17 protein-coding genes are annotated in these 19,693 nt (G+C 70.4%); 13 read left to right on the forward strand and 4 right to left on the reverse strand.

What is annotated here, in order from left to right:
- Nucleotides 1–6 precede the first annotated feature (6 nt).
- Genes ACQPYZ_RS30485 through ACQPYZ_RS30530 form a run of 10 tightly spaced genes read left to right on the forward strand, consistent with a single transcriptional unit; the run spans nt 7 to nt 11,992 of the window.
- Entirely contained in the window at nt 7–564 is a 558-nt protein-coding gene (locus ACQPYZ_RS30485) for a hypothetical protein (protein ID WP_433162153.1), read from the forward strand.
- A complete protein-coding gene (locus tag ACQPYZ_RS30490; RefSeq protein ID WP_433162156.1) occupies nt 561–1,946 on the forward strand; it encodes an AAA family ATPase in 1,386 nt (461 codons plus the stop codon). The genes ACQPYZ_RS30485 and ACQPYZ_RS30490 overlap by 4 nt, the downstream gene beginning before the upstream one ends.
- Nucleotides 1,943–3,262 carry a hypothetical protein gene (locus ACQPYZ_RS30495; RefSeq protein WP_433162157.1) on the forward strand — a complete coding sequence of 440 codons (1,320 nt, stop codon included), beginning with the start codon at nt 1,943–1,945 and terminating at the stop codon, nt 3,260–3,262. The genes ACQPYZ_RS30490 and ACQPYZ_RS30495 overlap by 4 nt, the downstream gene beginning before the upstream one ends.
- The gene (locus ACQPYZ_RS30500; protein WP_433162159.1) at nt 3,259–4,227 is read left to right on the forward strand and encodes a glutamate ABC transporter substrate-binding protein; all 969 of its coding nucleotides are present in this window, start codon (nt 3,259–3,261) and stop codon (nt 4,225–4,227) included. The genes ACQPYZ_RS30495 and ACQPYZ_RS30500 overlap by 4 nt, the downstream gene beginning before the upstream one ends.
- A complete protein-coding gene (locus ACQPYZ_RS30505) occupies nt 4,224–5,348 on the forward strand; it encodes a hypothetical protein (RefSeq protein WP_433162161.1) in 1,125 nt (374 codons plus the stop codon). Before ACQPYZ_RS30500 ends, ACQPYZ_RS30505 begins: the two co-directional genes overlap by 4 nt.
- Nucleotides 5,345–7,711 carry a tetratricopeptide repeat protein gene (locus ACQPYZ_RS30510; RefSeq protein WP_433162162.1) on the forward strand — a complete coding sequence of 789 codons (2,367 nt, stop codon included), beginning with the start codon at nt 5,345–5,347 and terminating at the stop codon, nt 7,709–7,711. Before ACQPYZ_RS30505 ends, ACQPYZ_RS30510 begins: the two co-directional genes overlap by 4 nt.
- Complete coding sequence (locus tag ACQPYZ_RS30515; protein ID WP_433162164.1) at nt 7,696–8,748, forward strand: protein phosphatase 2C domain-containing protein; 1,053 nt, start codon at nt 7,696–7,698, stop codon at nt 8,746–8,748. Before ACQPYZ_RS30510 ends, ACQPYZ_RS30515 begins: the two co-directional genes overlap by 16 nt.
- A gap of 18 nt (nt 8,749–8,766) precedes the next feature.
- Nucleotides 8,767–10,044, forward strand: coding sequence for a VWA domain-containing protein (locus tag ACQPYZ_RS30520; protein WP_433162166.1), 1,278 nt, complete (start codon nt 8,767–8,769; stop codon nt 10,042–10,044).
- Complete coding sequence (locus ACQPYZ_RS30525) at nt 10,041–10,754, forward strand: FHA domain-containing protein (RefSeq protein WP_433162167.1); 714 nt, start codon at nt 10,041–10,043, stop codon at nt 10,752–10,754. Before ACQPYZ_RS30520 ends, ACQPYZ_RS30525 begins: the two co-directional genes overlap by 4 nt.
- A 47-nt stretch (nt 10,755–10,801) precedes the next feature.
- A complete protein-coding gene (locus tag ACQPYZ_RS30530; protein ID WP_433162169.1) occupies nt 10,802–11,992 on the forward strand; it encodes an epoxide hydrolase family protein in 1,191 nt (396 codons plus the stop codon).
- A gap of 3 nt (nt 11,993–11,995) precedes the next feature.
- On the opposite strand, the gene ACQPYZ_RS30535 is transcribed toward ACQPYZ_RS30530, so the two are convergent.
- On the reverse strand, nt 11,996–12,451 hold the full coding sequence (locus ACQPYZ_RS30535; RefSeq protein ID WP_433162172.1) for a hypothetical protein: 456 nt from the start codon (nt 12,449–12,451) through the stop codon (nt 11,996–11,998).
- 165 nt (nt 12,452–12,616) lie between these two features.
- A complete protein-coding gene (locus tag ACQPYZ_RS30540) occupies nt 12,617–13,552 on the reverse strand; it encodes a GNAT family N-acetyltransferase (RefSeq protein WP_433162174.1) in 936 nt (311 codons plus the stop codon).
- A gap of 216 nt (nt 13,553–13,768) precedes the next feature.
- On the opposite strand from ACQPYZ_RS30540, the gene ACQPYZ_RS30545 reads away from it, so the two are divergent.
- Nucleotides 13,769–14,161 carry a ribonuclease domain-containing protein gene (locus tag ACQPYZ_RS30545; protein WP_433162176.1) on the forward strand — a complete coding sequence of 131 codons (393 nt, stop codon included), beginning with the start codon at nt 13,769–13,771 and terminating at the stop codon, nt 14,159–14,161.
- Nucleotides 14,162–14,244: 83 nt separating this feature from the next.
- Nucleotides 14,245–14,751, forward strand: coding sequence for a putative immunity protein (locus ACQPYZ_RS30550; protein ID WP_433162179.1), 507 nt, complete (start codon nt 14,245–14,247; stop codon nt 14,749–14,751).
- A gap of 1 nt (nt 14,752) precedes the next feature.
- Here ACQPYZ_RS30550 and ACQPYZ_RS30555 read toward each other — a convergent pair whose 3' ends face one another.
- Nucleotides 14,753–17,023 (reverse strand): MMPL family transporter, encoded by a 2,271-nt coding sequence (locus ACQPYZ_RS30555; RefSeq protein WP_433162181.1) that lies wholly within the window; start codon nt 17,021–17,023, stop codon nt 14,753–14,755.
- 216 nt (nt 17,024–17,239) lie between these two features.
- Nucleotides 17,240–18,865 (reverse strand): chaperonin GroEL, encoded by a 1,626-nt coding sequence (gene groL, locus ACQPYZ_RS30560; RefSeq protein WP_433169795.1) that lies wholly within the window; start codon nt 18,863–18,865, stop codon nt 17,240–17,242.
- A 232-nt stretch (nt 18,866–19,097) separates the two neighbouring features.
- Between groL and ACQPYZ_RS30565 the strand changes: the two genes are divergently transcribed.
- The gene (locus ACQPYZ_RS30565; protein ID WP_433162183.1) at nt 19,098–19,658 is read left to right on the forward strand and encodes a GNAT family N-acetyltransferase; all 561 of its coding nucleotides are present in this window, start codon (nt 19,098–19,100) and stop codon (nt 19,656–19,658) included.
- Nucleotides 19,659–19,693 lie beyond the last annotated feature (35 nt).

The raw sequence follows: 19,693 nt of genomic DNA on the forward strand, positions 1-19,693 counted from the left end.
GACTGCATGGGGCTCGGAGACTTCTTCGCGCGGCTGACCGGCCGCAAGGCGGAGGCTGCGCACGCGCCCGTACCGGTTCCCCGTCCGCCCACGACCGACGACCTGCTCGCCTCGTTGACCCGGGTCGAGCAGATGGTTGCCGAGGGCGCCGTACCGGCCGTGGTGGCGTCCCGGGTCGCACGGGTGGTCCGGGTCGTGCGGGAGACGATCCCGCGGCTCGGCAACCTGGGCGGCAGCGCGCAGGCGTACTCCGTGATGGCGACCGCGACCGATTACCTGCCGGAGGCGATCGGCGGATACCTGCGACTGCCCCGGCAGTGGGCGGACACCCGGCCGGTGGACAAGGGCAAGACGTCGCTGATGGTCCTGATCGACCAGTTGGACCTCCTGGGCTCCACGATGGACAAGGTGTTCGACGCGGTGAACCGGGCGGACGCGGCGGCGCTGATCGCCCACGGCCGGTTCCTGCAGGAGAAGTTCGGCACCGGGTCGACCGGCGGAGGACTCGCGCTCGGCCCGCCCACAGGACCGTTGGATCCACCACCCGGACAAGGAGGAGCATGAGCGGCGAGGGGGGCACGTCACTCCAGCAGGCACTCACCGACCTGCTGGCGGTTGCTGCTCGTGCCGGCGTTCCGGACGACCGGGCACGCGCCGAGGGGTTGTCGTTGGCGGCGGCGCTGGCGGAGTCCGCTCCGGGTGCGCCGGCGGACTGGGCGAAGGCGACTCCGGGCGCGACCACACAGGACTTCTTCGACGCGGCGGTCCGCGGACGACGCTGGCGTGGCGCGCCGACCGCCGTACTGACCGAGCTGGTCACCGCGGGGTCGGCCGAGAAGGTCGCGTACGCCGAGGCGCTCGCCGAGATCGCGTCGGCCGCCTGCACGCTGGGCGAGCCGACGATGCGGGTGGTCGGAAACGCATCGGTGGCCGCGGCGGCACAACTGCAGGCCGCGGGCGCTCGTCCGCTGCAGGTTGGTGGTGAGGCCAAGCCCGCGCCTCCAGTCGCGGTGGAGCCTGAGCAGGCTGCGGAGCCGGCGAAGACAGTCGAGGAGTTGCTGGCCGAGCTGGACGCGTTGACCGGGCTGGCGAAGGTGAAGCGGGAGGTCCACCGGCAGGTCGCCGTACTGCGGGTGGAGAAACTGCGGGCCGAGGCCGGGTTGAAGAGTCCGACGATCACCCGGCACCTGGTGTTCGTGGGGAACCCGGGCACCGGGAAGACGACCGTGGCGCGGCTGGTGAGCGGGATCTACAAGGCGCTCGGGTTGCTGTCGAAGGGGCAGCTGGTCGAGGTCGACCGGTCCGAGCTGGTCGCCGGGTACCTCGGCCAGACCGCGACCAAGACCGCCGACGTGGTCGCGTCGGCGGCCGGCGGGGTGCTGTTCATCGACGAGGCGTACAGCCTGACCGCGGGCGACTTCGGCGCCGACCAGTACGGCCGGGAGGCGGTCGACACGCTGGTCAAGGAGATGGAGGACCGGCGCGACGACCTGGTCGTGATCGTGGCCGGTTACCCCGAGCCGATGGCGACGTTCATCGCGGCGAACCCGGGGCTGGCCAGCCGGTTCCGGACGACGATCGGGTTCGACGACTACAGCGACGACGAGCTCGCCGAGATCCTCACCGGGCTCGCCGAGGGCGCCGACTACGAGCTGACCCCGGAGGCGCTGGCGAAGTTCCGGGAGATCCTCGCGGCCACCCCGCGGGACCGGTCGTTCGGCAACGGCCGGTTCGCCCGGAACGTGCTCGAGGCCGCGATCGGCCGGCACGCCTGGCGGCTGCGCGACGTGACGGCACCCACCACGGACCAGCTGCGTCAGATCCGCGCCGAAGACCTGACCGACGAGCCCGAGCCCCAGCCGACCGCGGAGGCGCCGGACCAGGCTCGGCCGGTTGAGGGTGAGAGCTTGCAGAGGGATCTGCCTGAGCAAGGAGACGAGGCGTGACCCAGACCCAGAGTGCGCCGCCCGCGACCTGGTCGCCGCCGGCCCAGCAAACGGCCCCGCCCGCGAACCAGCCACCCGGCTCCCCCGCGGCCCGCGGCCCGATCGCCCGGTGGTTCGACGGCACGCCCGGCCGGATGCGCGCGTTCCTCATCCTGGCCGCGGCGATGAGCGTGGTCTTCGGCCTGGCCGCCGCCCAAGGCTTCCGGCAGTCCGACGGCGCGCTCACCCGCGCCGAGGCGAACGCCGCCCAGCTGGTCCGGATCCAGGCGATCCACACCAACCTGGTTAGCGCGAACGCCGACGCCACCAACGCCTTCCTGGTCGGCGGCCTCGAGCCGCCCGCCCAGCGCCAGCACTTCGTCGACTCGCTCGCCGAGGCCGCGCGGCTGATCGCCGAAGCCGCGACCGCGCAGCCCGCGGACCAGGACGCGCTCGGCGCCCTCAACCAGACGCTGATCACGTACGACGGCCTGATCGAGCAGGCCCGCGCCAACAACCGCCAGGGCCTCCCGATCGGATCGCAGTACCTCCGGGACGCGAACGCCGTCCTGCAGAACGACTCACTGCCACTGGTGAAAGCACTGGTGCAGGCCAACGAGGAACGCGTCGACACCGAGTTCGACGGCATCGGCCGGGGCAACCTCTGGGTCGTGATCGCCGGCCTGCTGACGCTGGTCGTCTTCGTCATCACGCTCCGCTGGCTGGCCCGTCGTACGCACCGCTACCTGAACGTGCCGATCGCGGCCGGCGCGGTGCTGGTCCTGCTCACCGTGCTGATCGGCGGCGTCGCGCTGTCGAGCGCGGCCGGCAAGGCCGACGACACCCGTACCGGCGCGTACGACCAGACCCTGGCGTTGTCGAGGGCAAGGATCGCCGCGTACGACGCCAGGTCGAACGAGAGCCTCACCCTGATCGCCCGTGGTTCCGGCGACGCCTTCGACAAGGCCTACAAGGCGTCGGCCGGGTCGGTCGTCGAGCAACTGGGCAAGCTCAACGAGGGCGGGCTGCGATCGCAGTGGACGGACTACGACCAGGTGCACAAGTCGGTCCGCGGCCTGGACGCCAAGGGCGACTGGGACGGCGCGGTCGCCCTTGCCGTCGGGAAGGCGCCGGCGGCGAACTCCGTGACCACGTTCACCGCGTTCGACACCAGCTCGAGCGACCGCCTCAAGGCGACGAGCGGCGAGGTCAGCACCAGGCTGACCGACGCCCGCGACGGCCTGCCGCCGATCGGCTGGCTCGGCCTCCCGATCGGCATCGCCGCCGCCCTCCTGGTCGCCTGGGGCATGTCACAGCGCCTGGAGGAGTACCGATGAAGAAGCTCGCCCCGCTCGCGCTCGCCCTGACCCTCCTCCTCACCGCCTGCACCACCGGCGACTACGAAGCCACCCAGATCCCGCCGAAGGCACAACCCCCCGAAGCCCCGGCCGCCCCGCCGGCCTCACCGCAGAACTGCGAGAACCCACTGGCGTCGTACGCACCGGTCGGCGCCATGCCGGCACCCAACGCGATGCCGGCGGGTACGCACATGGCGGCGATCCAGGCACGCGGCCGCCTGATCGCCGGCGTCTCCGCGGACAGCTACAACCTCGGCTACCGCGACCCGATCACGGGACAGATCCAGGGTTTCGACATCGACATGATCAACGCCGTCGCCCGGGCGATCTTCGGCACCGAGAAGGGCAAGGTCGAGCTGCGGGTCATCTCCAGCCCACAGCGGATCCCGGCCGTCAAGAGCGGGCAGGTCGACATCGTCGCCCGGAACATGACGATCAACTGCGCCCGGTGGCAGGAGATCGCCTTCTCCGCCGAGTACTACCGGTCGGGTCAGAAGACTCTCGTGCCGCTCGACTCGACCGCGAAGAAGTTGGCCGACCTGGACGGCAAGACGATCTGCGCCCCCGCGGGTTCGACCAGCCTGGACAACCTGAAGAAGGAGAATCCGCGGGCCATCCCGATCACCGCCGACACCGATACCGGCTGTCTGGCGTTGTTCCAGTCCGGCAAGGCGTACGGCATCACCGGCGACGACACGGTGCTCGCGGGTGACGTCGCCCAGGATCCGTACGCGAAGGTGCTCCCGGAGCGGTTCAGCGACGAACCGTACGGCCTGGGCATGTCGAAGCAGCACCCCGAGTTCGTCCAGTTCGTCAACCAGGTGCTCGACCAGATGAAGGCCGGCACGACCTGGATGGAGTCCTACAACAAGTGGCTCGAGCCCGCGCTCGGCAAGCTGACCTCGCCGCCGCCGTCCCTCTACGGCAGGGCCGTGGGCACATGACGGTTCGTACGCCGACGGCTTCGGCGCCGGCGCCTCCCGGGAGGATCGGCAGCAGCGTTCCGGCGGCGGAGCTGCTGTCGTTCCTCGATGCGCTCGGGATCTGGCGCGACCGGCGCAAGGCCGAGCTGGAGGAATTGGACCAGGCCGCGTTGCACTCCCCGGATGCCGATGCGTTGAGCGCGGACGTCGTCCTGAGTATGGCGGTGTGGAAGGCGGTCTCGGACCGGTACGAGCTGATCCTGGTGACCTGGGACTCGGGCCGGGTCGGGCCGAAGGAGACCGAGCGGATCTCGACGCTGATCTGGGGCGGCCTGGACACCGGCGGCGCCGGCGGCTCACTCGCAGTTTCATTGCCTGAGGCATGCAAACTGTCCGATGCCCTGGCGTCGAGCCTGCGGGCCAAGCTTGCGCTGGAGCCGGGTGACGCCGACCTCACCGCGCGGCTCCGGCACCTGCGCGCCGAGGTCGAGCGGATCAATGATCTCGTCAAGCAGGAGCCGGCAACCACCCGCAACGCGGCGATCGCGGAGCACCACGACCTCGACCGCCGACTCACAGATCTTGCCGAGCGCAACAAACGCGGCGCCGACATCGGCGGGCTGATCGGACCGCTCGAGATCGACGCTGCCCGGACCGAGCGGGACCTGATCGTCGGCGCCGCCACCCGCAAAGAACGTGCGGCCGACGTCGCCCGAGCCCGCTCATTGCGCAGCGAACTGGAGGCCCAGGGGACGGCGGTCCGCGCACTCGCGGACAAGGCGGTCGCAACCGTCGCCCCGGCTCCACGACTCGCCGTGCCGGACGTGACCGCGCTCGGATCGGTGCCGAACACCCCGGCCGAGCTGGAGAAGTACCTGACCCGGCTGGACGCCGTACGGCGGGCGCTCGGTCAGGCCCAGGCGGCGTACGGCACCGCGCTGGAACGGCGGGACGAGTTGGCCGCCCGCCTGGACGCATACCAGGTGAAGGCGTCGACCATTGCCGAGGGCAACGAGGACTTGACCGAGCTGTATCGGCGCGGCCGCGCGGTGGTCGAGTCGGAGCCGGTCGACCTGATCCGGCTGGCCGCACTCGTCACGGCGTACCAGGCCTACCTGGACAGCACAGGAGGGACCAGATGACCACGACCACCGCCTGCACCCAGCCGGGCTGCACCGGCACCATCCTGGACGGGTACTGCGACGTCTGTGGCTCCCCCGCAGCCGCGAAAGCCTCGCAACCCTCGGGTGGCTGCACCCAGCCTGGTTGCACCGGCACCTTCGTGGACGGGTACTGCGACGTCTGCGGCTCCCCCGCGCCCGATGGAACCGCCAGCCCGTCCGCCGTCAGCGGCGCTCCGGCCGTGGCGAGTGATCCGGAGCCGCTCAACACGCCGTCGACGGTCTCCCGCGCGTCCAACCGCCTCGCGTCCACTCCACTCGGCTCGGCCAGGGCCGCAGCCGCCGGTTCGAAGCTGACCCGCCGGCTCGGTACATCGTCCACCCGGCTGCGCGGCGCACGGCTCGGGGCCGGGCTGACGCACGTCCCGTCGATCCCCGCGATCGACGCGAGCAAGGCGATCCTGGCGAACCCGATGGTCCCGGAGGACCGCCGCAACTGTCCCAACTGCGGCAACGAGGTCGGCCGGTCCCGCGGCGACCAGCCGGGCCGGACCGAAGGCTTCTGCCCCAAGTGCCGCAGCCCGTACTCGTTCTCGCCCAAGCTGCACCCGGGCGACCTGGTCGGCGGCCAGTACGAGGTGGCCGGCTGCCTGGCGCACGGCGGCTTCGGGTGGATCTACATGGCCCGGGACAAGAACGTCTCCGATCGCTGGGTCGTGCTCAAGGGCCTGCTGAACTCGGAGGACCCCGATGCCGTCGCGGCCGCGATCGCCGAGCAGCAATTCCTCGCGCGGGTCGAGCACCCGCTGATCGTGGAGATCTACAACTTCGTCACCCACGAGGGCGCCGGCTACATCGTGATGGAGTACGTCGGCGGCACCTCGCTGAAGACGTTGCTCAAGCAGCGGATGGCCGCCAACAACGGCCAGTACGACGCGCTGCCGGTCGACCAGGCGATCGCGTACATCCTGGAGATCCTGCCGGCCTTCTCGTACCTGCACGATCTCGGGCTGCTGTACTGCGACTTCAAGCCGGACAACATCATCCAGGTCGGCGACGCGGTCAAGCTGATCGACCTCGGCGGGGTCCGGCGGATCGACGACCTGGACTCGGCCATCTACGGTACGGTCGGCTTCCAGGCGCCCGAGGTCGCCGAGGTCGGCCCGTCGATCGCCTCCGACATCTACACGCTCGGCCGGACGCTGTGCGTGCTGGCGATGGAGTTCCGCGGGTACCAGTCCCGGTTCGTGGCGTCGCTGCCGCCGGTGGCCGACGTACCGCTGTTCCAGAGGTACGACTCGGTCTACCGGCTGCTGCTGAAGGCGTGCGCGAAGGACCCGGCGGACCGGTTCCAGACCGCCGACGAGCTCCGCGTGCAGCTGCTCGGCGTACTGCGGGAGGTCGTCGCCGACAAGCAGGGCACGAAGGCCGCGCAGCACTCCGCGTCGTCCTTGCTCTTCGGTACGCCGGGCGACAAATCCGCCGGACTGGGTGACCAGGCCGCGCCGTGGCAGCAACTGCCGTCGCTGATGCCGGACGAAAGCGACAAGATGGCCGGCTGGCTGAAGACCGTGAGCGTGCCGGACTCGTCCAAGCGGCTCGAGCTACTGGTGGACGCACCGGAGTCCTCACCGCAGACGCTGCTGGAGATCGCCGAGGCCGCGCTCGAGATCGGCGAGTACCGCTACGACATGGTCGACACCGCGGTCTCCGACCTGCTCGCCGCGGACCCGTGGGAGTGGCGCGCGGTCTGGATGGCCGGACTGGTCGCACTGGCCCGAGGCGACGCCGCTGCCGCACAGTCGGCGTTCAACGCTGTCTACGGCCAAGTGCCGGGTGAGCTCGCCCCCAAGCTCGCACTCGCGATCTCGTGCCAGCTCAGCGGTGAGTACGACGTTGCCGAGGGCCTCTACCTCACCTGCGCCCGGACGGACGCGAACTACATCGCGCCTTCGGCGTTCGGGCTGGCCGAGATCCGCACCCAGCGGAACGACCTGGACGGCGCCATCGCGGCCCTCGACCTGGTGCCGCGGACGAGCGGCGCGTACATCCGCGCTCGTCGCCTCCGAGCCGGTCTACTGGCAGGATCAGGGCGTGGCCTGCCGGCGCTGGCCGATGCGATGGACAGTATCGAGTCGCTGACCATCGACCCGGTCGACCGGGCCAACCTGGCCGCGGACGTGTTCCGGAGTGCGCTGGCCGAGGTCCAGCAGTCCGGTCCGCAGCAGGGGGTGCGGATCGACGGCCGGGAGGCGACCGAGTCGTCCCTGCGGGACGGGCTCGAGGCCACCTACCGTCAGCTGGCGGGCCACGCGCAGAGCCGGCAGGAACGGATCGCCCTGGTCGACCTGGCCAACGAGGTTCGAGGATGGACGTTGCGATGACGAGTACGACCCAGACCGTCTGCCCCAGCTGTGGCAGCCCGGTGTCCGAGGCGGACCGGTACTGCGAGGCCTGTGGGGCCGAGCTGAGGCCGACCGCGCCGAGCACACCGGCGCTGGACACGGACACCGAGCCGACGGTCGAGATCAACACCACCCCGGCGAGCCCGTGCCAGTCGTGCGGCGGTGTGGTCGGTGCCGACGGCTACTGCGAGACCTGTGGGACCAAGGCCGCCAAGCCGCGCGATCACTTCGACGAGCAGCCCGCACCCTGGGTGGCCGGAGTGTGCGACCGAGGCATTCGGCACAGCCGCAACGAGGACGCCATGGCGCTTGCGGCCGACCCCGAGCCAGGCACTCGCGCGCTGCTGGTCGTCTGCGACGGTGTCAGCTCCTCGCTCGACTCGGACGTCGCCAGTCTGGCGGCCGCCCGCGCCGCTCGCGACGTACTGGCGGCCGGCCACGCGCAGGGCCTAGGCACTGAGTCGTCCCGGAGCAGTGCGATCGCGGCCCGGCTCAAGGCGGCTGCCGATGCCGCCAACGACGCCGTACTGGCGAACACGAGTCCGGACAGTCCGAACCCGGCGTCCTGCACGTTCGTGGCCACGGTGCTGGAGGACGGTCTGCTGGTGGCCGGGGTGGTCGGCGACAGTCGCGCGTACTGGTTCCCGGACAACGCCGAGGCGGTTGCGCTGACCGTGGACGACTCGTGGGCCGCCGAGCTGATCGCGACCGGCATCCCGCGGGCCGAGGCCGAGTCCGGTCCGCACGCGCACGCGATCACCCGCTGGCTGGGCAAGGACGCGCCGGACCACACGCCCCGGACGACGACTCTCCAGGTCACCGGGCCGGGCTGGCTGGTGGTCTGCTCCGACGGGCTCTGGAACTACTGCTCCGAGGCGGCACCGCTGGCCGACCTCGTCCGTCAGACCGCTGCGGAGCACGGGGGCGAGCCGCTGCCGACCGCGTCCGCACTGGTCGACTGGGCCAACGCCCAGGGCGGTCAGGACAACATCACCGTCGCTCTGGCGCGGCTCTAACCGAAGGAAGGACGACAGATGGCCGACTTCACCGCCACCGTCTACCAGAACGAGTTCCTGCCGGACGGCGGAACCGACGTGCACGCCATCGTCACGGTGGACTGCAGCGGCGCCGGCGCGGCCGGGCAGTCCGGCAGCGGTGACGCGGGCGAGATCATCATCGTCGACACCTCCGGGTCGATGGGCGCCGACGGCGTCCGGGCCGCGGCGTACGCCGCGCAGACCGCGCTCGACCAGATCCTCGACGGCGTCTGGTTCGCGGTGATCTCCGGCAACGATCGCGCGCAACTGGCCTTTCCGCCGTCGCCGGAGCCGGTGATGGTGCGGATGGACCAGTTCACCCGGCAGGCGGCGAAGGAGGCGGTCTCCCGGTTCTACGCCGACGGCGGGACCGCGATGGGCACCTGGCTGCGGCTGGCCTCGCGGGTGTTCGCGACCGTACCGTCGCTGTCGCAGAAGCACGCCATCCTGCTGACCGACGGCGAGAACCAGCACGAGACGCCCGAGGTGCTGACCCAGACCATCGAGGCGGTCACCGGCCAGTTCCAGTGCGACTGCCGCGGTGTCGGCGTCGCCTGGCAGGTCGACGAGGTACGGCGGATCGCGACCGCACTGCTCGGCACGGTCGACATCATCCCGGCCCCGGACCAACTGGCGGCCGAGTTCGCCAAGCTGATCCAGAACGCGATGAGCCGTGGCGTCGCCCAGGCCGACCTGCGCGTCTGGGCCCCGCAGGGTGCCGAGGTGCTGTTCGTCCGTCAGGTCGCGCCCACGGTCGAGGACCTGACGTCCCGCCGTACGGCGATCAATCCGCTGACCGGCTCGTACCCGACCGGCTCGTGGGGTGACGAGTCGCGCGACTACCACGTCGCGATCCGCCTGGCCGCCAAGGCGATCGGGCAGGAGCAACTGGCGGCCCGCGTGCAGCTGGTGCTTGGTGACGACGTGGTCGCGCAGGGCCTGGTCAAGGCGCTGTGGTCCGCGGACGAGGCGCTGACGACGCGGATCAGCCCGGAGGTCGCGCACTACACCGGGCAGACCGAGCTGGCCGAGGCGATCCAGGAAGGCCTGGCCGCGAAGGCCGCGGGTGACACCGCGACCGCGACCACCAAGCTCGGCCGGGCGGTCCAGCTGGCCGCGCAGACCGGCAACGAGGAGGCGACCACCCGGCTGCGCAAGGTCGTCGACATCGAGGATCAGGACACGGGTACCGTGCGGCTGAAGCGCACGGTCGAGAAGGCCGACGAGATGGCCCTCGACACCGCGTCCACCAAGACGACCCGGGTGAAGAAATGACGACAGTCAGCTGTCCGAGTGGGCATCCGTCCGTCTCGACCGACTACTGCGACGTCTGCGGTCTGCCGATCGGTGCCGCGGCCACCCCGGCCGCGGTCTCGATTCCGGCGCCGGCCGCGGCGGCTCCCGCACCGGCCACCCAGACGTGCCCGAACTGCTCGGAGTCGGCCGCCACGGACGCGCTGTTCTGCGAGAACTGCGGCTACGACTTCACCACCGGCACCATGCCGCGGCCGGCCTCGTCGCTCGACCTGCCGTCCGCCCCGCCCTCGGTGCCGCCGGCACCGGTCGCGACCGCCGACTGGGTGGTCGAGCGCTGGGTCGACCCCGACTGGTACGCCGTCCAGCAGAGCGACGACCCGTGTCCGTCGCCCGGGCTGCCGGTCGTGATCCCGCTGACCGAGAAGAGCGTGCTGATCGGCCGCCCGTCCCGCAGCCGCAACATCCACCCGGAGATCGACTGCGGCGACGACACCGGCGTCAGCCGCCGCCAGGCCCAGCTCAGCACCGACGGCACCCGCTGGTGGGTCGAGGACCTGCAGTCCTCCAACGGCACGTACGTCGCCCCCGCCGCCGGCCCGCTCCCCGACGACCCGATCGTCCCCGGCCAACGCCGCGAACTGAACCCCGACGACCGCATCTACGTCGGCGCCTGGACCCGCCTCGTCGTCCGCAAAGCCACCCCCGAAGAAAAATCCGGCCACGCCTGAGCTAATTGCGGAAGGAAGTTCGCCGCATTGGTTTCTAGGGTGAGGGCATGACGACGAAGACAGAGATCAAGCCCTTTCGGATCGAGATTTCGCAGGCTGAGGTGGACGACCTCAGGGCGCGGTTGAACGGCGCTCGGTGGCCGGCGACCCCCTCGGTGGACGACTGGAGTCGGGGGGTGCCGGTCGGGTATCTGAAGGAGTTGGCGGAGTACTGGGCGGACGGGTACGACTGGCGGGCGGCCGAGGCGGCGCTGAACGAGATCCCGCAGTTCGTCACCGAGCTGAGCGGGCAGCGGATCCACTTCTTCCACCAGCGGTCGGCCGAGCCGGACGCGTTGCCGCTGATCCTGACGCACGGCTGGCCGGGGTCTCCGGTCGAGTTCCAGCAGATGATCGGCCGGCTGACCGACCCGGTCGCGTACGGCGGTGACGCCGCCGACGCGTTCCACGTCGTCGTACCCTCGCTGCCCGGGTACGGGTTCTCGACGCCGCTCGGGCCGGGTGGGTTCAACCTGTTCGGGGTCGCGCAGATGTGGGCCGAGCTGATGAGCCGGCTCGGGTACGAGCGGTACGCCGCGCACGGGACGGACGCCGGATCCGGGGTGGCCGGGATGTTGCCGATGGTGGACCCGGGGCGCGTGGTCGGCGTACACCTGGCCGGGGTGAGCGGAGGCGCGCCATTCGGGGACCCGCTGCCGCTCGATGGACTGTCGGACGCGGACCGGGCGCGGGCGGAGCGGTTCAACACGATGATGGACGAGGGATTCGGTTATCTGGTGCTGCAGTCGACCCGGCCGCAGACGCTGGCGTATTCGCTGAACGACTCGCCGATCGGGCAGCTCGCGTGGATCGTGGAGAAGTTCGCCGAGTGGACCGACCCGATTCACACACTGCCGGACGAGGCGGTCGACCGCGACCAGTTGCTCACGAACGTCAGCCTGTACTGGTTCACCGGCTCGGGTGCGTCGTCGGCGCACGCGGTGTACGACGGGATGCAGGCCTGGAAGGCGTACGCCGCCCAGCAGAGCGACGGCGATTCCGGGAGCTGGGGCGACGTGCCCGGGCCGCCGACCGGCGTCGCGGTGTTCGGCGCCGAGACCGCGATCAAGCAGTTCATCGACCCGGCCGGGACGATGACCCACTGGACGGAGTACGAGCGCGGCGGTCACTTCGCCGCGATGGAGGTGCCGGACCTGCTGGCCGCGGACCTCCGGCTGTTCTTCGGCCCGCTGCGCTGACCCTCACCTGCCGGGCTGGGCCTCCTTGGTCCAGTCCGGCATCGGCCGGAAGCACATCCACTCGATCAGCAGCGAACCGACCACGATCGGGATCGCCCACGACCACGGCTGCTGGGCCGCGCTGACCACCAGAATCGCTGTCCACAAGGCGATCCAGCCGCCGCCGTACCCCCGCAGCACCCCGCGGTACCAGAGCCCGCCGGGCGCCTCGGCGGCCCGCTGACCGATGTAGACGAACAGGTACGACGCGACCGAGATCGGCCAGAAGAACCACAGCCGGCCCCAGTCGTACGGGACCATCACCAAGGCACTCAGGCAGACGATCGCGATCGCCCAGTGATAGACCTCGCCGGCCCAGTTCAGGCCGCGCCGGCGCAACGTGAGGACGATCGCCAGTGGCCCGAACAGGACCGCCAGCACGCCCGCGGCGACATGCAGGATCAGCGCGATGTCACGCATCGCCGGTCCGGCCCTGTCCCCGGCACCCCCCGGAGCTCTCTGACATGTCAGGGAGCCTATTGCTCGGACTCGCTACCGTCGCCCCTCGGCGCGCCGTCCGTGCGCCCTCCGTGCGCCCTCCGTGCGCCCCTCGGCGCGCCGCTGCGGACGCGCCGAGGGCCGGCGTCAGCTCGCCGGGAAGGACAGCACCAGACGGACCGCGAAGTTCCGGTAGTTGAGGCGCTCGAAACTCCGGGCCATCGGCACGTTGCCGAAGTCGGTGTCCGCGGTGATGCGCTCGGCACCGAGCTCCGCGAGCACGTGGGTGATCTCGGCCAGCAGGTCGTCGCTGTAGCGATGACCGCGGTGCTCGGCCAGGACGCCGAGGTAGCCGACCGTGAAACCACCCTGGTTCGCCGACGGGATCGCGAACCCGACCAGCTTGCCGTCGCCGTCGTACGCCAGCCGCCACCAGGACCGGTCGCTGTTCGGCATCGACTTGTACACCGCGAGCTCCTCGCGGGCCGCGCCGTCCGCGCCGAGGCGGGCGATCGCGCGCGCGGAGGCGGCGTCCAGGCTGCCCTCGTGCACCCGACGGAACACGTCCACGAACGCCTCGTCGTCGGCCTGCTCGAACCGCAGCCGGGTCGATCGCGGCGGCAGTCCGTACTCCGGCTTCCAGTCGTACCGCAGCCGCTCGGTGACCGCGGTCAGGCCGGCCGCCTCGGCTGCCTTCCGGCGCGGCTCGAGCTCGGCGACCACGTCCGGCCGGTCCTTCCAGTCGGCGTCCAGGAAGAAGTGGTACTCCGGCGGCTCGGCGTCGGCCGGGAGGGTCGTCAGGGTGTGCTCGATGAGCGCCGTCCAGGCCGGCACCGGGTCGCCGTCGCCGGCGTAGTACAGGCCGTCGATGCTGAACGGGTGGTCGTGCTCGGGCAGCCCCCACCAGATGGCCAGCGCCCGGATCGCGCCGTTCTCCTCGACGACCCAGGTCCGGTCGTGGCGGTAGGTGCCATCGGCAAGGAAGCTGTCGTAGCGCTCACGGGTGACGGTGTTGACCGACTGGTGCTCGATCAACGAGTGGATGGTGTCGAGGTCGGCCTCGACCGTGGTGCGGATGTTCACGAATCCTCCAACAGGAGGCGCGGTCGGCTCCGCTCAGTGCGAGCTGTGCGAGCGGACCGGGCGCGCCGGGAAACAGGTGAGTGTCCTCATCGGTCGCTCCTTCCACTCGGGATGTCTCTCGCCGCGCCAGACACTAGGGCCTGGCGGGGTCATAGTCCACCTGTTATTCACAGCTGAGATGTACCGAGGCTGCTCGGCCCGGGAAGCCTCCGGCACATGAGAAGACTCATCGCCGCCCTCACCCTCGCCACCGCGACCACCTTCGGCTCGACGGCGTACGCCGTACCCGCTGAGCCGACCGCGGTGACCACCGTCGCCGCCATCCCCACCTGCGCGCTCTCCTCGCTGCCGTCGCAGGCCTCCGACACCCTCGACCTGATCCACTCCGGCGGGCCGTTCCCGTACGAGCAGGACGGGACCGTCTTCCAGAACCGGGAGGGCATCCTGCCGGACGAGTCCACCGGCTACTACCACGAGTACACCGTGAAGACCCCGGGCTCCGACGACCGCGGCGCCCGCCGTCTCGTCGGTGGCGGCGCCCTTACGTCCCCGGAGTACGTCTACTACACCGACGACCACTACTCGTCGTTCTGCGAGGTCGACGGCTGAGCCTTTGAGACTTCTGCGGCGCGGCCGGTCGGGGCGTGCCGCAGAAGTCTCCACCATCGGCTTCAAAGATACGATTGATGCACATGAGGCTGACCGATGACGAGCGCCGGGCCGTCACGCAGTACGCCGTGGACTGCGCCGAACGCGCCCTGCCGCTGTTCGAGGCGGCCGCCCCGGGCGACACCCGTCCCCGCGAGGCGATCGAGGCCGCCCGGGCCTACGCGAACGGCGACGCCCGGACCAAGTGGCAACGCGCGGCCGCGTGGGCGGCGCAGAAGGCTGCCGGCGAGGTCGGCGATCCGGCAGCCGCGGCCGCGGCCCGTTCCGCGCTCGGTGCGGCCGGAGCGCCGTACATCCACGACCTCGACAATCCGGACCAGGTGAAGCACGTGCTCGCCTCCGCTGTCTACCTGGCGCAGGCCCGCGAGTTGGCGACCGGCGATCCCGCGGCGGGTGACGCCGAGATCGGTTGGGCGATCGACCATGCCTCACCCGTCGTCCGCGACGTCGTACGCCGATGGCCGGCCCGCACTCCCGGCCGTACTCGACAAGGCACGCTCTACTACAAGCTGGACGCGGGTCTCCGGTAGCTCAGGGAGCCGGAGGCACGGCGGTGGTTTCGCGGGGTGGTTGTGGTTGTGGCTCCTCGGGCGCTCCTTCGAGTTGTATGTCGGGGACGATGCGGTCCAGCCAGCGCGGCAGCCACCAGGCCTTGTCGCCCAGGAGCGTCATCACCGACGGCACCAGGATCATCCGCACCACGCTCGCGTCGATCAGCACGGCGACCGCCATCCCGACGGCGAGCATCTTCACCGTCGGGTCGTCGTCGAGCACGAAGCTCAGGAAGACCACGATCATGATCGCCGCGGCGGTGGTGATCACCCGCGCGGTCGCGCCGATCCCGATCGCCACCGCGCGATGGCTGTCTCCGGTCGCCACCCAGGCCTCGTGCACCCGGGACAGCAGGAACACCTCGTAGTCCATCGACAGACCGAAGACGATCGCGAACATCAGCATCGGCACGAACGACGGGATCGGCACCGTCTCGTCGATCCCGACCAGCGACGACCCCCAGCCCCACTGGAAGACCGCGACGATCACGCCGTACGCCGCCCCGACCGACAACAGGTTGAGGATCGCCGCCTTCACGCCGATCACGATCGACCGGAACGCCACGGTGAGCAGGATGAGCGCGAGCAGTACGACCGCCCCGATCAGCCACAGCATCCGGCCGGACACCTTCTCGGTGAAGTCGACGTACCCGGCGACCGTGCCGACGACGTACGTCGTCCCGGCCACGCCGGGGAGCACGTCGCTGCGGATCCGGTTGACCAGGTCCTCGGTGTCGGCCGACGACGGCGAGGTCGTCGGGATGACATTGACGGCGGCCGTCGTGCCGGACTCGTTGGTCGACGGCGGCTGGACGGCGGCCACGCCCTCGGTCTTCTGCAGCTCACCGGTCAGGTTGGTCAGCAGGGTCTGGTTGGCGCTCGCGTCCTGGCCCGGCAGCGAGACGACGACGGTCAGCGGCCCGTTGGCGCCGGGGCCGAAGCCTTGGGCGATCAGGTCGTACGCCTTACGGCTGGAGTCCTGCGGCGGGTCGGTGCCGGCGTCCAACTGGCCGAGGTTCAGCGAGAGCAACGGAATGGTCAGGACGAGGAGCAACAGGGTCGCGATCGTTCCGTACGTCCACGGCCGGTCGCTGACTCGGCGTCCCCAGCGCGCGAACGCGCTCTGCTCGTGCTTGGCGTCCCGGACCGCCCGCTCCTCGGCCCGGTGCGCGGCCACCGCGGCGGGGTCCAGGTCGGCCTCGAGTGCCCGCTCCTCGACGACGTGCTTGCGGTCCGCCCGGTTCAGCACCATCAGCTTGGCCAATCCGAGCAGCGCCGGGATGAGGGTCAACGCGGCGAGCACGGTGACCGCGACCAAGATGGCCGACGAGAGACCGAGCGCGCCGACGAACGGTACGCCGGAGACGTACAGCCCGAGGATCGCGATCACCACGGTGCCACCGGCGACCAGGATGGCCGCGCCGGACGTCGACTCGGCCCGGCCGATCGACTCCTCGACCGCCATGCCGTTGTCCAGCTGCTCGCGATGCCGCGAGACCAGGAAGAGGCCGTAGTCGACCGCGACGCCGAGGCCGAGGAGCGTGGCGACGGTCGGCGCGGACACCGGGAACTCCTTGACGGCCGCGAGCAGTCCGAGAATGGCGAGACCGCCGCCCACGCTGAAGATCGCGGACAGCAGCGGCAGCCCGGCCGCGACGATCGACCGGAACATCAGGAACAGCAGGATCAGCGCGAGCCCGAGCCCGATCGCCTCCGACAGTTGGTCGTCGGCCTGCTTCCCGATCTGCCCGGCGCCGCCGCCGTACTCGACCTCGAGGCCGGCGTCGCGCGCCGGCTTCACGGCGGTGTCCATCTGCGCGAGGTAGTCGGTGTCCAGCGACGCCGGCACCACGGAGAACGAGACCGGCGCGTTCACCACCGTGCCGTCCTTGGACACGTATGGCGAGGGCGTGGACGTCGACGCGAGCGGGTCGGTCGCGGCGACCACGTTCGGCAGGCTGCCGAAGTTCGTCATCGCCGTCTTGACCGCGGCGGCCTGGTCGGACACTGTGCCGGACGGCGAGTGGAAGACGATCGAACCGGCGTACCCGCCCTGCTTGGCGAAGTCACGGTTCAGCACGTTCAGGCCGGCCGACGACTCGCTTCCCGGCACGGTGTAGTTGTTGACGTACGTGCCGCCGAAGAACGAGCGGAGGACGAACAACCCGACGACGATCACCAGCCAGGCACCGATCACCGGCCAGTGGTGACGAGCGGCCCCCCGCCCGAGACGTTCCAGAAAAGCGTGCATCGCGCACCCCCCGGCGCCCACCCCTGGACACCCGAATTCGACACTACGGCGCCTCTGAATCCCTGACAACCCGTAACCGTCAAAGGCCTGTCATCACGGTCGGTAGTCAAACGGGCGACCTGGCCGGACCAGACGCCACAACAGCAAGCGGTCCCGGGCGTCGTGCCCGGGACCGCTTGTCGTGCTGTGTGCTGTGTGCTGTGGGACCTCAGTGGATCAGAAGTCCATGCCGCCCATGTCCGGGGCGCCACCCGGAGCGGCCGCGGCCTTCTCCGGCTTGTCGGCGATGACCGCCTCGGTGGTGAGGAACAGGGCCGCGATCGAGGCCGCGTTCTGCAGCGCCGAACGGGTCACCTTGGCCGGGTCGATGATGCCGGTGGCGATCAGGTCGACGTACTCACCGGTCGCGGCGTTCAGACCGTGACCCGGCTCGAGGTTGCGAACCTTCTCCACCACGACGCCACCCTCGAGGCCGGCGTTCACGGCGATCTGCTTCAGCGGGGCCTCGACGGCCTGGCGCACGATCTGCGCACCGGTCGCCTCGTCACCCTCGAGCTCCAGCTTCTCGAACGCCGCCACGGACGCCTGCAGCAGGGCCACGCCACCACCGGCGACGATGCCCTCCTCGACGGCCGCCTTCGCGTTGCGCACGGCGTCCTCGATGCGGTGCTTGCGCTCCTTCAGCTCGACCTCGGTGGCCGCGCCGACCTTGATCACCGCGACGCCGCCGGCCAGCTTGGCCAGCCGCTCCTGCAGCTTCTCGCGGTCGTAGTCGGAGTCCGACTTCTCGATCTCGGCGCGGATCTGGTTCACCCGGCCGGCGATCTGGTCGGCGTCACCCTCGCCCTCGACGATGGTCGTCTCGTCCTTGGTGACGACGATCTTGCGGGCCTGGCCGAGCAGCTCCAGGTCGACGGAGTCGAGCTTGAGGCCGACCTCCTCGGAGATCACCTCGCCGCCGGTGAGGACGGCGATGTCGACCAGCATGGCCTTGCGGCGGTCACCGAAGCCCGGCGCCTTGACGGCGACGGCCTTGAAGGTGCCCTTGATCTTGTTGACGACCAGGGTGGCCAGCGCCTCGCCCTCGATGTCCTCGGCGATGATGGCCAGCGGCTTGCCGGTCTGCATCACCTTCTCCAGCACCGGGACCAGGTCCTTGATGCTGGAGATCTTGCTGTTGACGATGAGGATGTACGGGTCGTCGAGGACCGCTTCCATCCGCTCGGTGTCGGTGACGAAGTACGGCGAGATGTAGCCCTTGTCGAAGCGCATGCCCTCGGTGAGCTCGAGCTCGAGGCCGAAGGTGTTGCTCTCCTCGACGGTGATGACGCCTTCCTTGCCGACCTTGTCCATCGCCTCGGCGATGATCTGGCCGACCTGGTTGTCGGCGGCGGAGATCGAGGCGGTGGAGGCGATCTGCTCCCGGGTCTCGACGTCCTTGGCCAGCGACAGCAGCTGCTCGCTGACGGCCTCGGTCGCCTTCTCGATGCCCTTCTTCAGGCTCATCGGGTTGGCGCCGGCCGCGACGTTGCGCAGACCCTCGCGGACGAGAGCCTGGGCCAGCACGGTGGCGGTGGTGGTGCCGTCACCCGCGACGTCGTCGGTCTTCTTGGCAACTTCCTTGACGAGCTCGGCCCCGATCTTCTCGTACGGGTCCTCGAGCTCGATCTCCTTGGCGATGGAGACACCGTCGTTGGTGATCGTGGGGGCGCCCCACTTCTTCTCCAGCACGACGTTGCGGCCCTTCGGGCCGAGCGTCACCTTGACGGCGTCGGCGAGGGTGTTCATCCCCCGCTCGAGGCCACGGCGCGCCTCTTCATTGAAAGAAATCAGCTTGGGCATTCTCCGCGAGTCCTCCCGCGTCGAGTCTTTGTGGTCCAGCCGGCCGGGATGCCCGCGACGGACGGCACCGGCACCGCGGCGGTCACGTCCCGCCACGCTCCGGCACCTCATCGAGGCCGTCTTCTGTCACACGCCCGGGCCCGAGTGGTTATCACTCTCACCCGTGGAGTGCTAACCAAGTATTAGCACTCGCCCCAACCGAGTGCAAGCCGGGCCTCGCTACCGTAGGCCCATGGTCGAGGTGCGAGCAGCCGGGCCGGACGCCTGGGCCGACGTGGCGGCGGTGATGGGCGAGCGCGGAGACCCGGCGCGCTGCTTCTGTCAGTACTTCCGCCTGCGCGGACAGCAGTGGGACGCCGCCACTCGGGACACCAACCGGCGCGACCTGCGGAACCAGGTCCGCAAGGACGACGTCCCGCCCGGCGTCCTCGCGTACGACGGCCGGACGCCGGTCGGGTGGTGCGCCGTCGGCCCGCGATCGTCGTACCCCCGGGTGGTCGCCTCGCCCAACTGGCGCACCGACCACAAGGACGCGTGGGTGATCACCTGCTTCGTCGTACCGGTCGGACACCGCCGCCAGGGCCTGGCCGGGGAGCTCGCGCTCGGCGCGGTCGAGTTCGCCCGGTCGCAGGGCGCCGCGGTGGTCGAGGGCTGCGCGGTCGACATCTCGACCGCGAGCCGCACCTCCTCGGCGGACCTCTACCGCGGCCCGCTGTCCGTCTTCCTGACCGCCGGCTTCGCCGAGATCAGCCGGACCAACGACCGCTGGGTGCTCGTCCGCAAGCACCTCTGAACCGGTTCCGCTTGTGTTGAAGATTAACATTCAAT

The organism is Kribbella sp. CA-247076 (assembly GCF_050942445.1).
Classification (GTDB): Bacteria; Actinomycetota; Actinomycetes; order Propionibacteriales; family Kribbellaceae; genus Kribbella.

Bases quoted from the DNA above. Each gene is read 5' to 3' on its own strand.
- ACQPYZ_RS30550 (WP_433162179.1), top strand. From the start codon at position 14,245: ATGAGGCTGACCGATGACGAGCGCCGGGCCGTCACGCAGTACGCCGTG.
- ACQPYZ_RS30520 (WP_433162166.1), top strand. From the start codon at position 8,767: ATGGCCGACTTCACCGCCACCGTCTACCAGAACGAGTTCCTGCCGGAC.
- groL (WP_433169795.1), bottom strand. From the start codon at position 18,865: ATGCCCAAGCTGATTTCTTTCAATGAAGAGGCGCGCCGTGGCCTCGAG.
- ACQPYZ_RS30500 (WP_433162159.1), top strand. From the start codon at position 3,259: ATGAAGAAGCTCGCCCCGCTCGCGCTCGCCCTGACCCTCCTCCTCACC.
- ACQPYZ_RS30545 (WP_433162176.1), top strand. From the start codon at position 13,769: ATGAGAAGACTCATCGCCGCCCTCACCCTCGCCACCGCGACCACCTTC.
- ACQPYZ_RS30485 (WP_433162153.1), top strand. From the start codon at position 7: ATGGGGCTCGGAGACTTCTTCGCGCGGCTGACCGGCCGCAAGGCGGAG.
- ACQPYZ_RS30510 (WP_433162162.1), top strand. From the start codon at position 5,345: ATGACCACGACCACCGCCTGCACCCAGCCGGGCTGCACCGGCACCATC.
- ACQPYZ_RS30530 (WP_433162169.1), top strand. From the start codon at position 10,802: ATGACGACGAAGACAGAGATCAAGCCCTTTCGGATCGAGATTTCGCAG.
- ACQPYZ_RS30505 (WP_433162161.1), top strand. From the start codon at position 4,224: ATGACGGTTCGTACGCCGACGGCTTCGGCGCCGGCGCCTCCCGGGAGG.
- ACQPYZ_RS30515 (WP_433162164.1), top strand. From the start codon at position 7,696: ATGGACGTTGCGATGACGAGTACGACCCAGACCGTCTGCCCCAGCTGT.
- ACQPYZ_RS30535 (WP_433162172.1), bottom strand. From the start codon at position 12,451: ATGCGTGACATCGCGCTGATCCTGCATGTCGCCGCGGGCGTGCTGGCG.
- ACQPYZ_RS30555 (WP_433162181.1), bottom strand. From the start codon at position 17,023: ATGCACGCTTTTCTGGAACGTCTCGGGCGGGGGGCCGCTCGTCACCAC.
- ACQPYZ_RS30565 (WP_433162183.1), top strand. From the start codon at position 19,098: ATGGTCGAGGTGCGAGCAGCCGGGCCGGACGCCTGGGCCGACGTGGCG.
- ACQPYZ_RS30525 (WP_433162167.1), top strand. From the start codon at position 10,041: ATGACGACAGTCAGCTGTCCGAGTGGGCATCCGTCCGTCTCGACCGAC.
- ACQPYZ_RS30490 (WP_433162156.1), top strand. From the start codon at position 561: ATGAGCGGCGAGGGGGGCACGTCACTCCAGCAGGCACTCACCGACCTG.